We start from the raw sequence: 19,009 nt of genomic DNA on the forward strand, positions 1-19,009 counted from the left end.
GGCCCCTTCAGATCGGCTGGCCGAGACGGCGGCGGCGCGGGAAGGCGAGGTAACTGGCGCACCAGAACATCAGCCGCATGATGAGCGACAGCACCAGATAGGCTGCGGCGACGATCAGATAAGTTTCGACCGAGCGGAAAGTATCCGACTGAATGCGGTTGGCAACGGCGGTCAGTTCTTCCGCTGAAATCTGCGAAGTGATCGACGAGGCCAGCATCAGCAAAACGTATTGGCTGGTCAGCGCCGGGTAGACCCGCTCGATAGCCGGCGGCAGCACTACATGCAGCATCACTTGCCAGCGCGACAGACCCAGACATTCGGCGGCTTCCAGTTGCCCGCCATGAATGGATTGAATACCGGCGCGCACAATTTCCGAGGTATAGGCACCGACGTTGATAATCAGTGCGGCCGTGGCAGCGGTAAAGGCGTCCACCTTGATGCCGACTGTGGCGAGTCCGAAATAGACGATGAACACTTGCACCAGCAAGGGGGTATTGCGGATGCTCTCGACATAAATCCCGCAGAATCGGGACAGCCAGACTGAACGGCCGGAACGCCCCAGTGCGCAAAATACGCCGAGCAAAAAGCCGAACACGGTCGCCGCTACCGACAAACCCAGCGTGGTCGCCGCACCCGCCAGAAAATCCGGCCAGTACGCCAGAGGCGCGCTGAAATCGAAGTCATACCGCATAGTTGGTCTCCCGGTTGGTCAAAACAGCCGGGTAAGGCCGCTTTGCCGTTTATTTTAATTGGCCTGACCAAGAATACCTTAAAATTGCGTATTAACACTATTTATTCAGCAAAAATTCTTTTATTTAGCCTAAACTAAGGGCTTCGGCCTGACCAATTTCGATTACTCTGGTCAGGCCAATACTGCTGTAATGTACCGAATTGAAGGAAAAACCTCATGCTGGATCAAATCAAACCGGTGGATACCCGCCGCCTGTATCAACAAATCGCCGATCGGATACGCGCACTTATCCTGGAGGGCAATTTCCCCGCCGGTGCGCGTTTGCCGCCGGAACGCGACCTGGCGCAGCAATTGGGAGTATCGCGACCATCTGTGCGGGAAGCGCTGATTGCTCTGGAGCTGCAAGGCAGCGTAGAAGTCCGAATGGGCGCGGGGGTGTATGTGTGCAATCCCACCGAACGCACGCCACAAACGACGGCGGCGATGGGCGAGAGTCCGATTGAGTTGATGCAGGCGCGCTCGGCGCTGGAAGGAACGGTGGTAATGCTGGCTTGCGCGCGCATTACCCCGGAGGGGCTGCTGTCGCTGCGTCGGGTGCTGGAGGAAATGCGTTCGGCGATTACACAAAATCGCCCCACCCTTCCCTACGACAGAGAATTCCACTTGCTGATCGCTGCGAGTACCGGCAATTCGGTGCTGGAGCGGCTGGTGCGCGAGCTATTCGATGAGCGCCACAGTCCGATTTCGTCGCAATTACGGGAGCGCACAGAAACCAGTCAGACATGGGACGCTGCGCTGGAGGAACATGAGGCGATTCTGGTGGCGCTGGAAAGCCGGGATGTGCTCAACGCACAAACAGCCTTGCGCTCGCATCTCAATGGATCGCTGAATCGCTGGGTGGAAAGCAATCGGCAGGAGTGGTCTTGAAAAAGACCTTGCCGTAGCTCGCAATGCGCCGAACATGGCGCATTACAGTATCAGGTCACCGGTGCCGGATTGAACAGGGTCAGTGCATTGTGCAGCTTCCAATGCTCGGCCCAGGTTTTTTTGCCGCTGGCGACGTCGAGCAGCATCTGGAACATTTCCCAGCCGACATCGCTGATACTGGCTTCGCCGGTGGCGATGCGCCCGGCGTTGATATCCATCAAATCATGCCAGCGACGCGCCAGATCGGAGCGCGTGGCGACTTTCAGGACCGGTACCGCGGCCAGTCCGTACGGCGTGCCGCGACCTGTCGTGAATACGTGCAGATTCATGCCAGCCGCCAGTTGCAGCGTGCCGCAGATAAAATCGCTGGCGGGCGTGGCTGCGTAAATCAGGCCCTTGCGCTTGAGTTTTTCTCCCGGTGCCAGCACACCGGAAATCACGCCGTTGCCGGACTTGACGATGGAACCCATCGCCTTTTCAGTGATGTTCGATAAGCCACCTTTTTTGTTGCCGGGAGTGGTATTGGCGCTGCGGTCGACGCCGCCTTTGCTCAGGTAAGCGTCATACCAGGCCATTTCACGAATCATTTCCTTGGCGACTTCGGCGTTCAGGGCGCGCGAAGTGAGCTGGTCAATACCGTCGCGGACTTCAGTCGTTTCAGAAAACATGACGGTAGCGCCGGCCCGGATCAGCAGCTCAGTCGCAAAACCGACCGCCGGATTGGCCGTCACTCCCGAGAAGGCATCGCTGCCGCCGCACTGCACGCCGACCACCAGTTCCGATGCCGGGCAAGTTTCGCGCTGGCGCAGATTGAGGGCGGCCAGTCGGATTTTTGCCATGTCCATGATCGAGGTGATCATCGATTCAAAGCCGACATGCTGTTCGTCCTGCAAGACAACGATGTAAGGCCCGTTCTGAATCGGGATACTGCCGGCCGGTAGCAGGCGCGCCGGTTGCAGTTTTTCGCAACCGAGGCTGACCAGCATGGCTTGCCCGCCGAAATTCGGATTGAGACTGATGTTGCGCAGCGTGCGAATGGGGATGATGGCATCCGGCGCGTCGATCGCGACGCCACATCCATAGGTGTGTTCCAGTCCGATGACGTCATCGACATTCGGATAATCGGCCAGCAGTTCCGCTTTGATGCGCTTGACGGCATGTTCGACCACGCCGGAGACGCACTGCACCGTGGTCGTAATGGCCAGAATATTGCGTGTGCCGACGGAGCCATCCGCATTTTTGAATCCCTGGAAGGTATAGCCTTCCAGCGGCTCTACCGGCGCGAAGTGGCGATTGGCAATCGGCAAGTTGACCAGTTCCCGCGCGGGCGCCATGCGCACCAGCGATTCTTCGACCCAGCTGCCCTGCGCAATATCGCGTACGGCATAGCCGATGGTGACGTCGTAGCGGGTAATGGCGGCACCTTCGGCTAAATCGACCAGGGCAATTTTGTGTCCCTGGGGGATACGGTCGAGCAGGACGAATTCCCCAGGGAATTCGGTTCCGGCAGGCAATCCGCCATCGTTGACGACAATGGCGACATTGTCGTTGGCATGCATGCGGATATACAGGGGCGCTGTACCTGCGGCTTGCGCGACAGTCGAAACCGGCGTTGTTCCCTTGCTCGATGTTTCCATTGTATTTTCCATTGTATTTTCTATTTTTCGCTTACTTTAGCTTTCGCTTACTTTAGCGGCTCGATCTTCATCGACATTCATAAACATTCATAGACAAGGGCCCCATGGTTTTATCTGACTGCGCTCTTATTTGTTTTATTATTGTGAGCAATACAGTACAAAAAAGCTGTGGCGGATATCATATGAACGCATTTCACCTAACCTCATATGTCATCGTACAACATGCTCCGAGTATAATCAGAATATGAAAACTCTGCAATCCATCTCTCATTGCGCTACTTATCCCACCACTCATGTCTGAAAATCACACCTCAACCGCCTCCACGCCCTCTGCCCCGCGCAAGAAACACCGCAATCTGGCTCAGGGCGTCGTCGCGGATATTTCAGAGCAAATCCAGAATGAGATCCTGAAGCCGGGAGACAAATTGCCGACCGAATCCGAAATCATGCGGATTCAGGGCGTCAGCCGCACCGTGGTGCGCGAAGCCATTTCCCACATGCAGGCCGCCAAACTGGTGGAAACCCGGCATGGCATCGGTACCTTTGTGCTGGAACCACCACCAGCGCAAGCCTTTGGCATCGATCCCGATACGGTCATCACCATGCGCGATGTGCTGGCGATTCTGGAGTTGCGCATCAGTCTGGAAACCGAAGCCGCTTATCTGGCCGCAAGCCGACGCAACGAACAGCAACTGCAAGAACTGCGCGCGGCTCTCGATGCATTACTGAACCATACCCCCGAGGACGGAGATGCCATCTCGCCCGATGTCCATTTTCATCTGCTCATCGCGCAGACGTCCGGCAATCGTTATTTCTACGACATCCTGCACCAGCTCGGCACCAACATTATTCCGCGCTCGCGCATTAACGCCGCCAAGATGACGCATGACGATCCTGCGGCCTATCTGGAGCGCGTCAATCACGAGCATGAAGATATTTTCAACGCCATCCTGCGCGAAGATCCTGAAGCAGCACGCGCCGCGATGCGTACCCACCTGAGCAATAGCCGCGAGCGTTTGCGACGGATTCAGGAATCGAACGAAATCAAGTCTTCGTCAGACAACACGCGCCAGTAAGGTCAATCCGGCTGCGCCAGGCTTGCACATTCACAAGTCATGTTGTACGATGACCGGTGATGTCGTCAGCGCTGCGTGTTGGCCGTACTAACCAGGTGAATATCCCATTCCTTCGATAGTGCGCCCCTCTCCGGTCGACTGACATCACGCCCAGGCATCCGGCGCCTCTGACCGGAAGCCGCCCCCATTTTCGATGCGCCACAAGCTCTCCTCCCGTTGCAAGACGGCAGGTCTTGCTGCTGCTTCAATCAACCTTCTGGAGAACCTATTGACCACGCCAACTCACGCCACTATCACCGGTGCCATGCTGATCGGAAAAACTGCCCACTTTGGTACTGAACGCCAGTTGCACGCCATCGACCCTTCCAGCGGCTTGCCTATCGAACCGCCATTCGGCACCGGCACCACAGCCGATACCGATACCGCCTGCACATTGGCCCAGCAAGCATTCGACAGCTATCGTGAAACGACGCTGGAACAGCGCGCCCAGTTTTTGGAGCAGATCGCCACTAACATCCTGGAAATCGGCCACGCCCTGATCGAGCGCGCCATGCAGGAATCCGGTTTGCCGCAAGCTCGCCTCGAAGGCGAACGCGGCCGCACCGTCGGTCAGCTGCGTCTGTTTGCCAAAGTCGTGCGCGACGGCCGTTTTCTCGACGCCACGCTGGATTCGGCACTGCCGGAACGCGCACCGCCACGGCCTGATCTGCGCTTGCGCAAAATCGGTCTGGGCCCGGTCGCCGTTTTCGGCGCCAGCAATTTTCCTCTGGCGTTTTCAGTCGCCGGCGGCGATACCGCTTCCGCACTGGCCTCAGGTTGCCCGGTAGTGGTCAAGGCGCACAGCGCCCATCCCGGCACCTCGGAACTGGTCGGTAAAGCCATTCAGGCGGCGGTTGCCACTTGCGGCCTGCATGAAGGCGTGTTTTCCTTGTTGTTCGGCGACGGCAACATCGTTGGTCAAACGCTGGTCAGCCATCCCTCCATCAAGGCAGTCGGATTCACTGGTTCGCGTCAAGGCGGCGTAGCACTGATGCGCGCAGCGGCGCAACGCAAGGAACCCATCCCGGTCTATGCCGAAATGAGCAGCATCAACCCGATGTTCCTGCTGCCGGATGCAATGGCCAACGGCGCACGCAAAATCGGCGCGGCCTTCATCGATTCCCTGACCATGGGCGCAGGACAGTTCTGTACCAACCCGGGTCTGGTGATTGCAATGGAAGGTGGCGATCTGACAGCATTCAGCGAAGCGGCCGGCGAAGCGCTGCAAGCCAAAGTGGCGGCAACCATGCTGACTCCGGGCATCCATGCTGCTTACACCAAGGGCGTAGAGCAACTGGCGGCCACTGCCGGTGTGCGTCTGCTGGCACGCGGCCAGGTCGCCACCGGCCCCTGCGGCGGTCAGGCAACTTTATTCATTACGGACGCGGCCACATTCCTGGCCACGCCTTCGTTGGAAGATGAAGTGTTCGGTGCTTGCTCGCTGATCGTCAGTTGCAACAACATCGCGCAATTCCGGCAAGTGGCGGAACATGTGGCGGGTCAGTTGACTGCCACCTTGTTCCTGACCGCTGCCGACCATGCCGCCGCCAAGCAGTTGCTGCCGGCGCTGGAACGCAAAGTGGGCCGCATTCTGGTTAACGGTTTCCCGACGGGCGTCGAAGTGTCCCACGCAATGGTGCATGGCGGCCCGTTCCCGGCAACATCGGACAGCCGCAGCACATCGGTCGGCGCTGCCGCGATTGATCGTTTCCTGCGTCCGGTCAGCTATCAGGATATTCCGGCAGATTTGTTGCCGGCATCGCTGCAGGATGGCAATCCGCTGGGATTGTGGCGCGTCATTAATGGCGATCTGGTTCAGGCTTGATCGTCGTGTTTGATCCCCGGGACTTGGCGTCCCGGATTTTGACCGCGCAATAGAAAAACGGGAGCCGATCATACGGTTCCCGTTTTTTTTTATGACGCTTGAGATTGTGGCGTCCGAATACTGCAACGCCATCCGCTCAGTGAGGTAATAGGCTGTGCGGCGTGTGGATATCTTTCATGGCAACGCGACGAGGCTGTGCCAAGTCGCCGTCGAGCTTGAAGACCTGCACCAGTTCGATCAGGGTATTGGCCTGATCCTGAAGCAATTTCGCTGTTCCGGCTGATTTCTCGACCAATACCGCATTGCGTTGCGTGACACTGTCCATCTCGATCACTGCGGAATTGACCTGCTCGATGCCCGAGGTTTGCTCACGCGAAGCGGCGGCGATTTCCAACACGGTGTCTGTCACCTTCTTGATGCCCGCCACGATGTCGTCCATCGTGTCCCCTGCCTTGTGTACCAACTGGGTACCGGTGGAAACCTTATCAACGGAATCGTCTATCAGCGATTTGATTTCCTTGGCCGCCGTTGCCGATCGCTGCGCCAGACTGCGTACTTCCGACGCCACCACCGCAAAACCACGACCTTGCTCACCGGCACGCGCTGCTTCGACAGCGGCGTTCAGCGCCAGAATATTCGTCTGAAAGGCAATGCTGTCGATGACCCCGATGATGTCGACGATTTTTTTCGAAGAGGCGCTGATTGCCTCCATCGTCAGCACCACATCTGAAACGACCGTGCCGCCCTGGGAGGCCACGGTCGAGGCCGCTGCCGCAAATTCGCTGGCGTTTTGCGCATGCTGCGCGTTATTTTTTACCGTGCTGGTCAGCTCTTCCATTGATGCGGCGGTCTGCTCAAGCGCACTGGCTTGCGATTCGGTGCGCGAAGACAGGTCGATGTTGCTGGTCGCGATTTCCGTCGCTGCCACATGGATTTCCTGCGCGCCTTTGCGCACTTGCGATACGGTGTCAATCAGGCCCTGTTGCATGCGCTGCATGGCGCTGTACAGACGGCCTATCTCGTTATTTCCAGTCTGGGCGATATGAGTGCTCAGATCGCCCAGGGCGACCTGATCCAGCAGCAATACGGCATGGCTCAAGGGGGTCAGGACAATTCTTTTCAGGCCGAAATGCGTCAGCAGAATCAGACCCAGCGCGAGCAGCAGGCCCACTGACACCAGTTCCTTGACCAGCGTGTATTCAAATTCCTTGCGATTGGTCTGTTCGCTTGTCAGCGCATTCACGTGCGCCTGGAATTTTTCCATGTTGGCAGAGTACAGGCTGCCGGTGGCGGTAACCGGACCATCGTTAAGGACGCTGAATGCGGCCGTATCGTCCGCACGCAGGGCTTCAATGGCTTTTGCGAGAGCCAGCGACATGGCTTGTCCCGATGTCACTACATTTTGCTTGAGGGTATTGTCCAGTCCTTCAAACGCTGGCTCATCAGCGAATGCCTGCAGTCCGGCGTTGTAACGGTCAAGAAAAGGCAGGCTGCGCTTGACTGAAAAATCCTTGGCGGCGATATCGTTTTTTTCTTTTAGCGATGCGTAGGCAGACAACAACACAACCCGGGTGCGCATCGCATTTTTGTAACTCTCGGTGATCTGAGAGGATTGCGCGCTTATCTGTCGCAGTAACAATGCTGAATCATTTGCCCTTCCCAGGGCCAGCACGCCGGCGGCTGCGCCGAATACCAGCATGATGGCGAAAGAAATAAGTACGGCGATCAAACTGGTTCTGATGGTGACGTTTTTCATTTTTGTCTTTTGTATTTATTAATTCCTATCATTATATATTGATGAAATACAACATTCCCTATTTCAACGTCGCGGTCATTCAGAACGGGGACGGCAAGGACTCCTTCGTCAATCAGTTCGCTTTGCGCTTGCGTCTACCGACAGCATCGGGTTGGATGTATTACCAGGTGCCGGTGCCCAGCGGGACAACGCTACATCGCACAACAGGCAGATCGTTGGGATTTATGCGGCGCTGTCCGGTAAGGTCGACAGAGGCTTGTATCGCTATCGTCATCTGATGAAAACCGTTTTCACACGACTCAAACACTATCCGGCCTTGGTCACCAGATTTGATCTACTGAAAAAAATGACCAGAGCGTCGTCGCCATTGCACGTGGCTTTCTATGGCGTCTCGGTGAAACGTCAACACGCCCTGCTCCCTTGCAAATTTTCAATTCATGTTGTACGATGACTGACTTCAAGTGAGCGAAATGCATGTGACGCCCACTTTTATTCACCCTTTCTATCGGCCAGGCACACCATGAACGCTCAAGAACTCAAAAAAACCCTCTCCTCCGGCTTACTCTCCTTTCCTGTCACCGACTTCGATGCCGAAGGTAATTTCCGCCCAAGCACCTACGCTGATCGCCTCGAATGGCTGGCACCGTACGGCGCGACGGCCTTGTTCGTCGCTGGTGGCACGGGTGAGTTTTTCTCGCTGACTCCGGCCGATTACAGCAACGTCGTTAAAGTGGCTGTCGATACCTGCCGCGGCAAAGTGCCTATCCTGGCCGGTGCCGGTGGCCCTACCCGTGTGGCGATCGCTTACGCGCAGGAAGCCGAACGTCTGGGTGTTCAGGGTATCTTGCTGATGCCGCATTACCTCACGGAAGCCAGCCAGGACGGACTGGTCGCCCATGTGGAAGAAGTCTGCAAATCGATCAAAATCGGCGTGGTGATTTATAACCGCAACGTCTGCAAACTCAATGCTGAATCCTTGCTGAAGCTGGCAGATCGCTGCCCTAACCTGATCGGCTTCAAAGATGGCGTGGGCGATATCGAATCGATGGTTACCATCCGTCGTCGTCTTGGCGATCGTTTTTCTTATCTGGGTGGCTTGCCAACTGCTGAAATTTTCGCCGCTCCATACAAGGCGATGGGCGTGCCGGTCTATTCGTCGGCGGTGTTCAACTTCATCCCGAAAACAGCAATCGAGTTCTACGAAGCCATCAAGAATGATGATTTTGCGACTTCCGAACGCCTGATCGACACCTTCTTCCTGCCTTACCTGGAAATCCGCAACAAGAAGGCTGGCTATGCCGTCAGCATCGTCAAGGCAGGGGCAACGATCATTGGGCATGATGCAGGTCCGGTCCGCGCACCGTTGGTCGACCTGAATGAAGAAGAGCGTGAACAACTGAAGGCGTTGATTGTGGCGCAAGGTCCTCAGTAACCAGGGCAATTGCGGCTTATTCTGTAATCTGACTAAGCTGATAATGCATCCCCTGCCAAGCAGATTCTCACAAGATATCCGCTTGGTAGGGTTAAACAGCGCGCGGGAGCGAACGCAGGTGGAACGTCACAGAGCGTTTTAAATCGTCTGCGATTGGGCTACGGCACACGCTCACCTCCAACTTCGTCGAGAAAAAAGCATATTCCGGATTTGATAAATAGTTCCAGAAATTAAGGCAATACCAATCAACCGTCTGAAATTTAAGCGTTTTGTGAAAGGTTATTCACCCCGTATTTTTTATCTTCTGGATACCCCATCCACAGGAGATCACTATGCCGAAACCCGTTACACCCCGCCTCTCCCCACACGTTCTTTTTTCTCTCCCCTCACTACCAAGCACGTCCAGTTCCACTTCGACCTCCTCTCCCATAACAAGTCATCTCTCAGCAGCGACTACCAGCCATGCGTTTTGTTCAACCGGCAGACAAGCGGCTCCCCTGCAACAAAACTCAATACGAATGGAAGTTGAAACATTTTTGCACCGTGGCGGCAAGCTCACGGTATTGGATGTCTCGACGGCGCCGAATAGGGTCCGGGTACCGCTCGATCATCCGGTAAGCGATATTCTCAACGCGCAAAACCAGGAGGTCTTTCGCAACACCGATGGCAGTTACGATTTAGCAGGATATGAGCGGTATGTGATTTTTTATAAGGCTTATCGGGAATTCTGCATCGGGCAACTCTCCCCGCAAAATTCGCCCTCCGCTCCCAACATGCTGACTGGCTGGAAATGGCCGAAGGTCGACCCGCAAACTGGCAAACCCGCGCTTAACACTCCTATCCTTACCCATCAAAATCCTTCCGATACCTTATGGGATATCAAGCAATCGGGCGTCAGACAAACATTTCTCTTTGCCGACGGCACGCTGGACGCCGAACGCTTTACCGATTGCGTAGATTTATTCGAGCAGTTTTCAGAGGATTATTTTTCGCTCTACCGAGGAAGCAGGACGATGAAAGCGACAACGTCTGCATTGACTGCAAACGTGCCGCCCGTATTGTCTCGCTGCCTACAACGATGCTGGAGCGCAATGAACTGCTTTGAAGATTGCCTTGGCGACCATCGGGCTAAACCACTCCCCATGACCGAGGCAAAATCAGAACAAAAAGGAAATCAGGCAACACTGCCGATGTCCATCGCCACTACAAGGTCAGCCAACCCACTTGCGGGCATTGCGGAACATGCGCATCCATGGCGAGTCCTCACCCCATGAATCCGGGTGCCATGACTGCGTGACGCTGCGAAATCCCCGCTCGGCATGCGGCATGAGTACCGTGAAACGACCATCCGGCGTGGTCACCGCCGTAATACCCTGTGGTGAACCGTTAGGATTATTCGGATACGCCTCCGTAGGCTGTCCGGCGTTGTCGACGAAACGCATGGCAACCAGCGCCTCATCGATGGCACCGGTTTGCGAGAAGTCGGCATAGCCTTCTCCATGCGCCACGACGATAGGGCTTTGCGTGCCGGCCATGTCCTGGAAGAAAATCGAAGGCGAGTCGAGTACTTCGACCATCGTGAATCGCGCCTCAAACTGCTCGGATTTATTGCGTGTGAATTTCGGCCAGGCCTGCGCCCCCGGAATGATCGATTTCAGATTACTCATCATCTGGCAGCCGTTGCAAATGCCGAGTGAAAAGGTATCGCCGCGCTGGAAGAAACGCGCAAACTGATCGGCCATGCCGGCGTGGAACAGAATCGTTTTAGCCCAGCCCTCTCCTGCTCCCAGTACGTCGCCGTAAGAAAATCCCCCCACCGCAATTACCCCGGCAAAATCATCGAGCCGCGCACGACCAGCGATCAGATCGCTCATGTGCACATCGACGGCCTCGAAACCGGATTTGTGCATGGCATAGGCCGTTTCAATATGCGAGTTGACGCCCTGCTCGCGCAGAATCGCTACCCGGGGACGGGCGCCGGTCGCAATGAACGGTGCGGCAATATCCTGTTGCGGATCGAAACTCAGACGGGCGCTCAAGCCGGTATCGGCAGTATCGAGCAGGCGATCGTACTCGGCATCGGCACAGGCTGGATTGTCGCGCAGACGGGCGATGCGCCAGCTGGTTTCGCTCCATACGCGATGCAATTTGCTGTGCGGCTGGCTATAAATGGTTTTAGCGTCACGCGTGAATTCAATCAGGCCGCGGGCGTCTGGCTTGCCGATAATGTGGCTGCAGGCACCCAGACCGTGACTGCGCAAGACGTTCATCGCTTCCGATTTTTCCGCTGCGCGCACCTGGATCACGGCACCCAGTTCCTCGCTGAACAAAGCCCGCAAGGTCATTTCGTTGCGCCGTTCCGAAACTTGTCCGGACCAGTTCTTGGCGTCGCCCCAATCGGCGGCGTGCTCGCTTTCCATCGTCAGAATATCCAGATTGACGACTAAACCGGTATGTCCGGCAAACGCCATTTCAGCCAGCGTCGCGTACAAGCCGCCATCGGAGCGGTCGTGATACGCCAGCAGCTTGCCTTCGCCATTCAATTGCTGAATTGCCGCGAAAAACGCTTTCAGATCATCCGCGCTATCCACATCGGGCGTGGCATCGCCCAGTTGTTGCAGAACCTGCGCCAGAATCGATGCGCCCAAACGGTTTTTACCCCGGCCAAGATCGATCAGGATCAGGGAAGTCTCACCCAAGTCCGTGCGCAGTTGCGGTGTCAGGACGCGCCGCACATCGTGTACCGGCGCAAAGGCCGAGACAATCAGCGAGACCGGCGACGTTACCGATTTGGCTTCTCCTGCGTCGTCCCATGTCGTGCGCATCGACAGCGAATCCTTGCCGACCGGGATACTGATTCCCAGCGCCGGGCACAATTCCATGCCGACGGCACGCACGGTATCAAACAGCGCCGCATCCTGCCCCGGCTGACCACAAGCGGCCATCCAGTTGGCTGACAGTTTGATGTCCGAGATATCGGCAATCGGCGCAGCAGCAATATTGGTGATCGATTCACCCACCGCCATGCGACCCGACGCAGCGGCATTGATCACAGCCAGCGGGGTACGCTCGCCCATCGCCATTGCTTCCCCGAGATAACCCTCGAAACTCATGGTCGTGACCGCGCAATCGGCCACCGGCACTTGCCACGGGCCGACCATCTGATCGCGCACGGTCATCGCGCCCACGCTACGGTCGCCAATGGTAATCAGGAAAGATTTGTCCGCCACGGTCGGCTGACGCAATACGCGCTCTGCCGCGTCTGCCAGATCGACGCCAGTCAGGTCCAGTACAGGGAATGTTTGTGGCAAACGGGTCGTGTCGCGATGCATTTTCGGCGGTTTGCCGAGCAGTACTTCCATCGGCATATCGACCGGGACGTTATCGTGCGCCGGATCGATTACTTGCAATTGACGTTCGGCGGTTGCCTTACCGACGACGGCAAACAGGCAGCGCTCGCGCTCGCACAAATAACGGAACAAGGGCAATTCATCCGGAGAAATAGCCAGAACATAGCGCTCTTGCGATTCGTTGCTCCAGATTTCCTTCGGTGCCATACCGCTTTCTTCCAGTGGAATTGTCCGCAGATCGAAGATCGCGCCGCGTCCGGCATCGTTGGTGATTTCGGGGAAGGCATTGGACAAACCGCCGGCACCCACGTCATGGATCGACAAAATGGGATTAGCCTCGCCCATTTGCCAGCAGGCGTTGATGACTTCCTGCGCGCGCCGCTCCATTTCGGGATTGCCGCGCTGCACAGAGTCGAAATCGAGATCGGCCGTATTGGCGCCCGTCGCCATCGACGACGCTGCACTGCCGCCCATGCCGATGCGCATGCCGGGGCCGCCCAATTGGATAAGCAGGCTACCGACCGGCAAACCCAGCTTGCTGGTATGTCCGGCAGCGATGCTGCCAATACCGCCGGCAATCATGATCGGCTTGTGGTAGCCGAATACTTGACCGCCGACATTTTGTTCGTAACTGCGGAAGTAACCCGCCAGATTCGGACGACCGAATTCGTTATTGAATGCAGCGCCGCCAAGCGGGCCGTCGATCATGATCTGCAAGGCCGAAGCGATACGGTCCGGTTTGCCATACGTAGAAGTGTCTGCGGCTGCGTCCGCTGTCGCGCGCGCCGTGGGTGGAACGGTCACGTCCACCGTGTTTTCCCATGAACGGCGTGCGTCAGGCAAGTCCAGAGCGGAGACCGTGAAACCCGACAAGCCTGCTTTCGGCTTAGCGCCGCGCCCGGTTGCGCCTTCGTCGCGGATTTCACCACCGGCACCGGTGGAGGCACCGGGAAACGGTGAAATGGCCGTCGGATGGTTATGCGTTTCCACCTTCATCAGGATATGGGTCAGCTCGTCCGAGGCCTGATACACATTGTCCTGTTGCTGCCCACGCGGGTAAAAGCGCGATACGGTCGCGCCTTCGATCACCGAGGAATTGTCGCTATAAGCAACGATGGTGCCCTTGGGATGCAACTGATGCGTGTTCCTGATCATGCCGAACAGGGAACGCTCCTGCGCTTGACCATCGACGGTCCAGTCGGCATTGAAGATTTTATGGCGGCAATGCTCGCTATTCGCCTGAGCGAACATCATCAGCTCTACATCTGTTGGATTGCGGCCGGCGCGGCCGAAGGCTTCAAACAAGTAATCGATTTCATCGTCCGACAGGGCCAGTCCAAGCTCGGCATTCGCCAATTCCAACGCCGCTTTGCCGCCACCCAGCATGTCGATGCTGGCCAGGGGCTGCGCGTCGAGTTCTCGGAACAAGCCAACAGCATTTTCTGGCTGCTCCAGCACTGACTCGGTCATGCGGTCGTGCAACAGAGCGATGACGGCCTGCACGCTGTCTGCCGTCAGTTTTTTTGCGCCACCCAACAGACCGGACTTGAGTTGCACGCGATAGACAATGCCGCGTTCGATGCGATGCACTGAGGCCATGCCGCAATTACGCGCGATATCGGTCGCCTTGCTGGCCCAGGGCGAAATCGTCCCGAAACGCGGGATGACGACGAATTGCCTCCCCTCTTCGCTGCCGACGAAGGGTTCGCCGTAGGTCAGCAAGCCGTCAAGCCGGGTACGGTCTTCGGTCGAGAGCGCTGCACTGCTATCGACAAAATGCACATAGCGGCCGGTAACGCCGGCAATGGCGGCGTCGATGGCTTGCAGTTGGGATAGCAGACGTTGGGTACGGAAGGCGGAAAGGGCATTGGAGCCCGGCAGAATCAGCATGGAGGAGATCACTCAAGGCGGTGCGGGAGGCTGTCGGATTAAGGTGATCGGATCGTAGCGATACGGTCTGATCCGACAAGTTCCCGAGGTAGGGTTAAATCGGAAACCGCGATTATACCGTGCCATCCCCGCCCCGGTACGGCGGCTTTCACCTGCCTCGTTTCCTGGCTCCGACAGGCGCCAGGGGCATTTTTGCCGAGGGAGGACTGCGGTTTGTTTGAAGAGCGCATAAAACGGGCCCAATTTGAATCAAAGGCAGCATGATTTAACCCGCACATAGCCCGTTTGCTCAGACATGGCGCGGGCCTCTGCAGCCCGCAATATGCGGCTCACTCAGGTTTCGATGTATCATGCTGCCCGCGACGGACAAACCCCCCGACCTTGCGCTGTAATGGCGCCCCACTACAAAATCGGTAACATCCGGCCGCTCATCGATAATATAAACAGTGACGCAAATTTCAATCAATCCTCTTTCTTCCATAGATAACGCAGCTGCGCAGTCGCCCATACCAATGGCTGTTCGTCCCTCTGCGGACGGCGTCGGCAGACGTATCGCCATCATTGGCGGCGGCCTTGGCGGCGTATGCAGCGCTTATTTTCTGGCGAGGGACGGGCACGAGGTAACTGTCATCGAGCGGCGCAATAATGTGGCTGAAGAAGCGACTCTCGGCAATTCCGGCCTGATTGCGCCCGGTGCGTCCATTCCTCTGGCAACGCCGGACATGGCGCGTCAAACCTTTTACAGTCGTTTCCGCGCAGAAGCACCGCTGCTCATGCCAAGAGGTATTGATCCCGCACTCTGGCGCTGGCTGCGTCAATGGCGGCTTGAATGCCAGCTCGAACACCATTTGAATAATAAAGAGCGCAGCACGCGCCTGGCGGCCTATGGCCAGAAAATGATTCATCAGTTGCAGCAGCGTTATGCGCTGGAACATGAAAATAATGCAGGCGTAGTGCGGATGTTCAGAACTACCCGCGAGCTGGAACTGGCTTTGGCGCAGCAGGAAGTACTGATGCGCCACGATATCCCGCACAGCCCTCTCAGCGCAGCGCAAATGGAATGGTTTGACCCTGCTCTGGCGGGTGGCATGCTGTTCGCCGGTGATGAATCCGGCAATTGCGTCTTGTTTGCCAAGCAGCTCAAAACAGCCGCTCAAGCATTAGGGGTGCAATTTCACTTTGGGAAATCGGTCAGCGCGCTGCGCACTGAATCGAATGGTGTGCGCCTTGAAATCGCTGGGAGCAATACAGCATTCAGTGCTGATGCCGTCGTCTTAAGTGCCGGCATGGAAAGCGCGACTCTGCTCAAGCCCTTGGGCATCCATCTGCCGCTCTATCCGGTGCAAAGCTATAGCGGATTGGTCAATATCAAAAATCCTGAATTTGCGCCCAAACACGCATTGATAGACGATCACTACCGGGTCTCCATTGCCGCCATAGGTAATCGCATCCGCATTGCCGGTGTGGCGGGGTTCGTCTCCCACAGCAGCGAAATCCATAAAAAAGCATTACGTACTATGCTCAAGGTTGCGCAGGACTATTTTCCAGATGCGGCCAACTACAACACGGCCCAATTCTGGAGCAACAGCTTTGCGTCTACACCTCATGGTCTTCCTCTGCTGGGCCCGACTGCGCTGACAGGTGTTTACCTCAATCTCGGGCATGGTGCCAACGGCTGGGCCAGTACGCTCGGCGGCGCCCGGCTGGTAGCCGACTGCATCTCGCGAAAAGACTTTGATATCAACGCCGAAGACTTGATGGCGGCGAGGTTGTCGCTCAACCCCAGATAACGCGACCTGCATCTGTTTTACTAAGCCACCCAATCAACGCATTGGCGGCCTTGCGTGGCGTGGCAGCACACTTTCCAAAGAAACGCTTCTTGCAAACGCCTATTGCAAACGCCTCTTGAAAATTAAGGCTCAACGAACCTCAGTGAAACCGCGAGGCCCGGAGCCATTTTCTGCTTGAATTATTTGTTTGCACCGGTCAAATGCACACTGATTCTGTCGTAATTTCCCTCTTCATCCACACTCGTAATGTCATACCGCCCGGTCTCTGCGAACTTGAGCATATAGCTCGCATCGGGAGCCGTATGGGCCATGAAACGCCCATTCACGATCCAGCTGATGTTGCTTTCCGCCCCACGCGTGCTCAGATTGACGGTAGGCATAGGCGCCCCTGCTGCCCGCCTTAGCCATTCGCCATCATCCAGCCCGATGATATGAATCGATACAACGTTTTTATAAAGCGAGGAGCAACGCGGCGACCAGCCTGGGGGCGTACTGCGCTCACGCAAGGCAGGAGAAATCCAAGGTAACAACGAGGACGGCCAGCGTGCCGTTTCAAATGCCGTGTAGGCTGAGGTAGTGCAATCCGGCATGACCCGTTTGCGACTCATGTTATCCACGTAATAGCTCATGCTGGCGGCAGCACCCTTGCCGGCATCCGGGAAGGTGGGCGGAGCCGCGCCATTGAGCAGCCAGGCATTCAGACGAATCGGACAAAGCGCGGCGCGCCTTTTATCCTCAATGTCGGCAATACTAATCCCCATCGGCCAGCATATGCTCTGCTGACTGACCGTCGCCGGAACCGGACGAGGCTTGGGCGTTCGCTGGTCTGGATTTGCCTCGAAAATGGACAGCAATAAGGGCGCGGCCACGTTGGCACCAAAAAATCCGGGATTAGGTGTCCCGTCAGGGCGACCAACCCATACGCCAACAGTGAAGCGATCATTCACACCGACCGCCCACGCATCGCGGAATCCAAAACTGGTACCGGTTTTGTAAGCCACCCCATGCGTATTGGCACGCAGTTCCACCGCACGCGCCACCTGACCGCCGCTCTCAAGAATATCTCGGATGATATAAGCGGCACCGTCGCTCATCATCCTGCGCTCCTGCAATGGTGCATCGGGCAACAAGCGCGGCTTGCCGCTCATGCCATTTCTTGCCAGTGAAGTGTAAGCTCCCACCAGATTTTCCAATGTGGTCGCAGCGCCTCCGAGAATGACAGAGAGATTCGGTGTCGCGCCGCGTGGAAAATCCAGTTTCAATCCGCCCTGCCGTAATTGCGCCACAAACCGATCCACGCCGAGTTGATTCAACACTTCCACCGCCGGCACATTCAATGAACGAATCAGCGCCTCGGACAAACCCACCGGGCCATTGAAATTTTCCAGGAAATTACGCGGCCGATAACCGCCAAAGGATTGGGGGGTATCCGACAGCAATGATTCCGAATGCACCAATCCCTGATCCAGCGCGAAAGCGTATAAAAAAGGTTTGAGCGTAGACCCGGGTGAGCGCGAGGCCTGTGCCATATCCAGATAAGCAAAGCGGCGCTCGTCGCCAAAGTCCGCGGAACCAGCGTAAGCCAGCACCTCCAGGGTATGGTTATCCACGACCAGAGCAGCAGCTGAAACACGCGCCGGAAATCCCCGCACCCGCTCCTGCAAGAGCAACTCCACAGTTTGCTGTATGTCCGCATCGATCGTGCCATCAATCCGCCGCGCCCCCGGCTTCATTCGCTTGACGCGCTCCGCATACAAGGGTGCCAGTAAAGGCTCGCGGACAGTCCTGGCGATCACAGGTTCGAGCATCGCATCGTCCACCTGCGCATCAGGCAAAATACCTCGCAATCTATTGAGCACTTTGTCTCGGGCCGACTGCGCGCGCGCCGGATAGCGGTCGGGACGCAACCTTGACGGTGATTGCGGCAATACCGTCAATAAGGCCGTATCCGCCAGCGTCAATTTCAGCGCTGACTTCCCTAAATAAGCGCGACTGCCCGCTTCCACGCCCTCCAGGACACCTCCCATGGGAACGTAGTTGACATACAAGGTCAGGATTTCGCGCTTCGAATAATGCAGCTCCAGCTGTAAAGCTCTTAGTATCTGTCGCAGCTTTCCGGAGGGGGTGTGCCGGGTATTGTCGATAATGCGCGCCACCTGCATCGTCAGCGTGGAACCACCTGAAATGACGCGCCCATTCCGCAACCATTGCCATACGGCACGCAACAATGAGAACGGATTAATTCCAGGGTGATAAAAAAATGCTCTGTCTTCAAAATACACCAGCGTATCAATGTACTGAGGTGCCAGATCCTGTAGCGTTACCGGATAACGCCACACATGCTCCTGATCCGGAAAAGCCCGCAACGGGGTACCGTCGCGCGCAACGACGAGTGTCGAAAAAGGCGCACCGCGGCCAGGTATCGGCAGAGGAAAAATACGGTCCAGAACGCCTATCAACAGCACGAATGCCGTCAACACCATCAAACCGTATTTGATCCGTCGGCTGCGCACCAGACAGCTTAAAAAACGTGCGCATCCTGGAGGGAGTATGAAAAGGCGAGCCATCTTTCCCATTTCCGATCAAGGCATTAGAA

At 56.6% G+C, this 19,009-nt stretch carries 11 protein-coding genes and 1 pseudogene; 7 read left to right on the top strand and 5 right to left on the bottom strand.

All coding sequences use genetic code 11. The features are described from left to right. Nucleotides 1-7: 7 nt before the first annotated feature. Nucleotides 8-691 carry an amino acid ABC transporter permease gene (locus tag RGU70_RS11825; protein WP_322209598.1) on the bottom strand — a complete coding sequence of 228 codons (684 nt, stop codon included), beginning with the start codon at nt 689-691 and terminating at the stop codon, nt 8-10. 216 nt (nt 692-907) lie between these two features. Between RGU70_RS11825 and RGU70_RS11830 the strand changes: the two genes are divergently transcribed. Continuing rightward, a complete protein-coding gene (locus tag RGU70_RS11830) occupies nt 908-1,618 on the top strand; it encodes a FadR/GntR family transcriptional regulator (protein ID WP_322209599.1) in 711 nt (236 codons plus the stop codon). Between the two features lie 50 nt (nt 1,619-1,668). Here the strand turns inward: RGU70_RS11830 and garD are convergent, their stop codons facing one another. After that, nucleotides 1,669-3,177, bottom strand: coding sequence for a galactarate dehydratase (gene garD, locus RGU70_RS11835; protein WP_416186565.1), 1,509 nt, complete (start codon nt 3,175-3,177; stop codon nt 1,669-1,671). A 371-nt stretch (nt 3,178-3,548) separates the two neighbouring features. On the opposite strand from garD, the gene RGU70_RS11840 reads away from it, so the two are divergent. Together RGU70_RS11840 and RGU70_RS11845 are read left to right on the top strand one after the other, a co-directional pair. After that, on the top strand, nt 3,549-4,331 hold the full coding sequence (locus RGU70_RS11840; RefSeq protein WP_322209601.1) for a FadR/GntR family transcriptional regulator: 783 nt from the start codon (nt 3,549-3,551) through the stop codon (nt 4,329-4,331). Between the two features lie 304 nt (nt 4,332-4,635). Beyond that, a complete protein-coding gene (locus RGU70_RS11845; RefSeq protein ID WP_322210790.1) occupies nt 4,636-6,195 on the top strand; it encodes an aldehyde dehydrogenase (NADP(+)) in 1,560 nt (519 codons plus the stop codon). Nucleotides 6,196-6,331: 136 nt separating this feature from the next. On the opposite strand, the gene RGU70_RS11850 is transcribed toward RGU70_RS11845, so the two are convergent. Next, nucleotides 6,332-7,951, bottom strand: coding sequence for a methyl-accepting chemotaxis protein (locus tag RGU70_RS11850; protein ID WP_322209602.1), 1,620 nt, complete (start codon nt 7,949-7,951; stop codon nt 6,332-6,334). A gap of 235 nt (nt 7,952-8,186) precedes the next feature. On the opposite strand from RGU70_RS11850, the pseudogene RGU70_RS11855 reads away from it, so the two are divergent. The 3 genes and pseudogenes from RGU70_RS11855 to RGU70_RS11865 all read left to right on the top strand — a co-directional run. Next, nucleotides 8,187-8,344 (top strand): annotated as a pseudogene (locus RGU70_RS11855) (IS5/IS1182 family transposase); the annotation flags it as partial. A 127-nt stretch (nt 8,345-8,471) separates the two neighbouring features. Beyond that, nucleotides 8,472-9,383: a 5-dehydro-4-deoxyglucarate dehydratase gene (gene kdgD, locus RGU70_RS11860; RefSeq protein WP_322209603.1), complete on the top strand. Its 912-nt coding sequence runs from the start codon at nt 8,472-8,474 to the stop codon at nt 9,381-9,383. A 518-nt stretch (nt 9,384-9,901) separates the two neighbouring features. Beyond that, entirely contained in the window at nt 9,902-10,657 is a 756-nt protein-coding gene (locus RGU70_RS11865) for a hypothetical protein (protein WP_322209604.1), read from the top strand. On the opposite strand, the gene purL is transcribed toward RGU70_RS11865, so the two are convergent. Then, nucleotides 10,595-14,623 (bottom strand): phosphoribosylformylglycinamidine synthase, encoded by a 4,029-nt coding sequence (gene purL, locus RGU70_RS11870; RefSeq protein WP_322209605.1) that lies wholly within the window; start codon nt 14,621-14,623, stop codon nt 10,595-10,597. The genes RGU70_RS11865 and purL overlap by 63 nt on opposite strands. Nucleotides 14,624-15,135: 512 nt before the next feature. Here purL and RGU70_RS11875 point away from each other — a divergent pair. Continuing rightward, nucleotides 15,136-16,413, top strand: coding sequence for an FAD-dependent oxidoreductase (locus RGU70_RS11875; RefSeq protein WP_322209606.1), 1,278 nt, complete (start codon nt 15,136-15,138; stop codon nt 16,411-16,413). A gap of 179 nt (nt 16,414-16,592) precedes the next feature. On the opposite strand, the gene pbpC is transcribed toward RGU70_RS11875, so the two are convergent. Continuing rightward, nucleotides 16,593-18,980 (bottom strand): penicillin-binding protein 1C, encoded by a 2,388-nt coding sequence (gene pbpC, locus RGU70_RS11880; protein ID WP_322209607.1) that lies wholly within the window; start codon nt 18,978-18,980, stop codon nt 16,593-16,595. Nucleotides 18,981-19,009 lie beyond the last annotated feature (29 nt).

The sequence above is a fragment of the Herbaspirillum sp. RTI4 genome, from assembly GCF_034313965.1.
Taxonomy (GTDB): domain Bacteria; phylum Pseudomonadota; class Gammaproteobacteria; order Burkholderiales; family Burkholderiaceae_D; genus Herbaspirillum.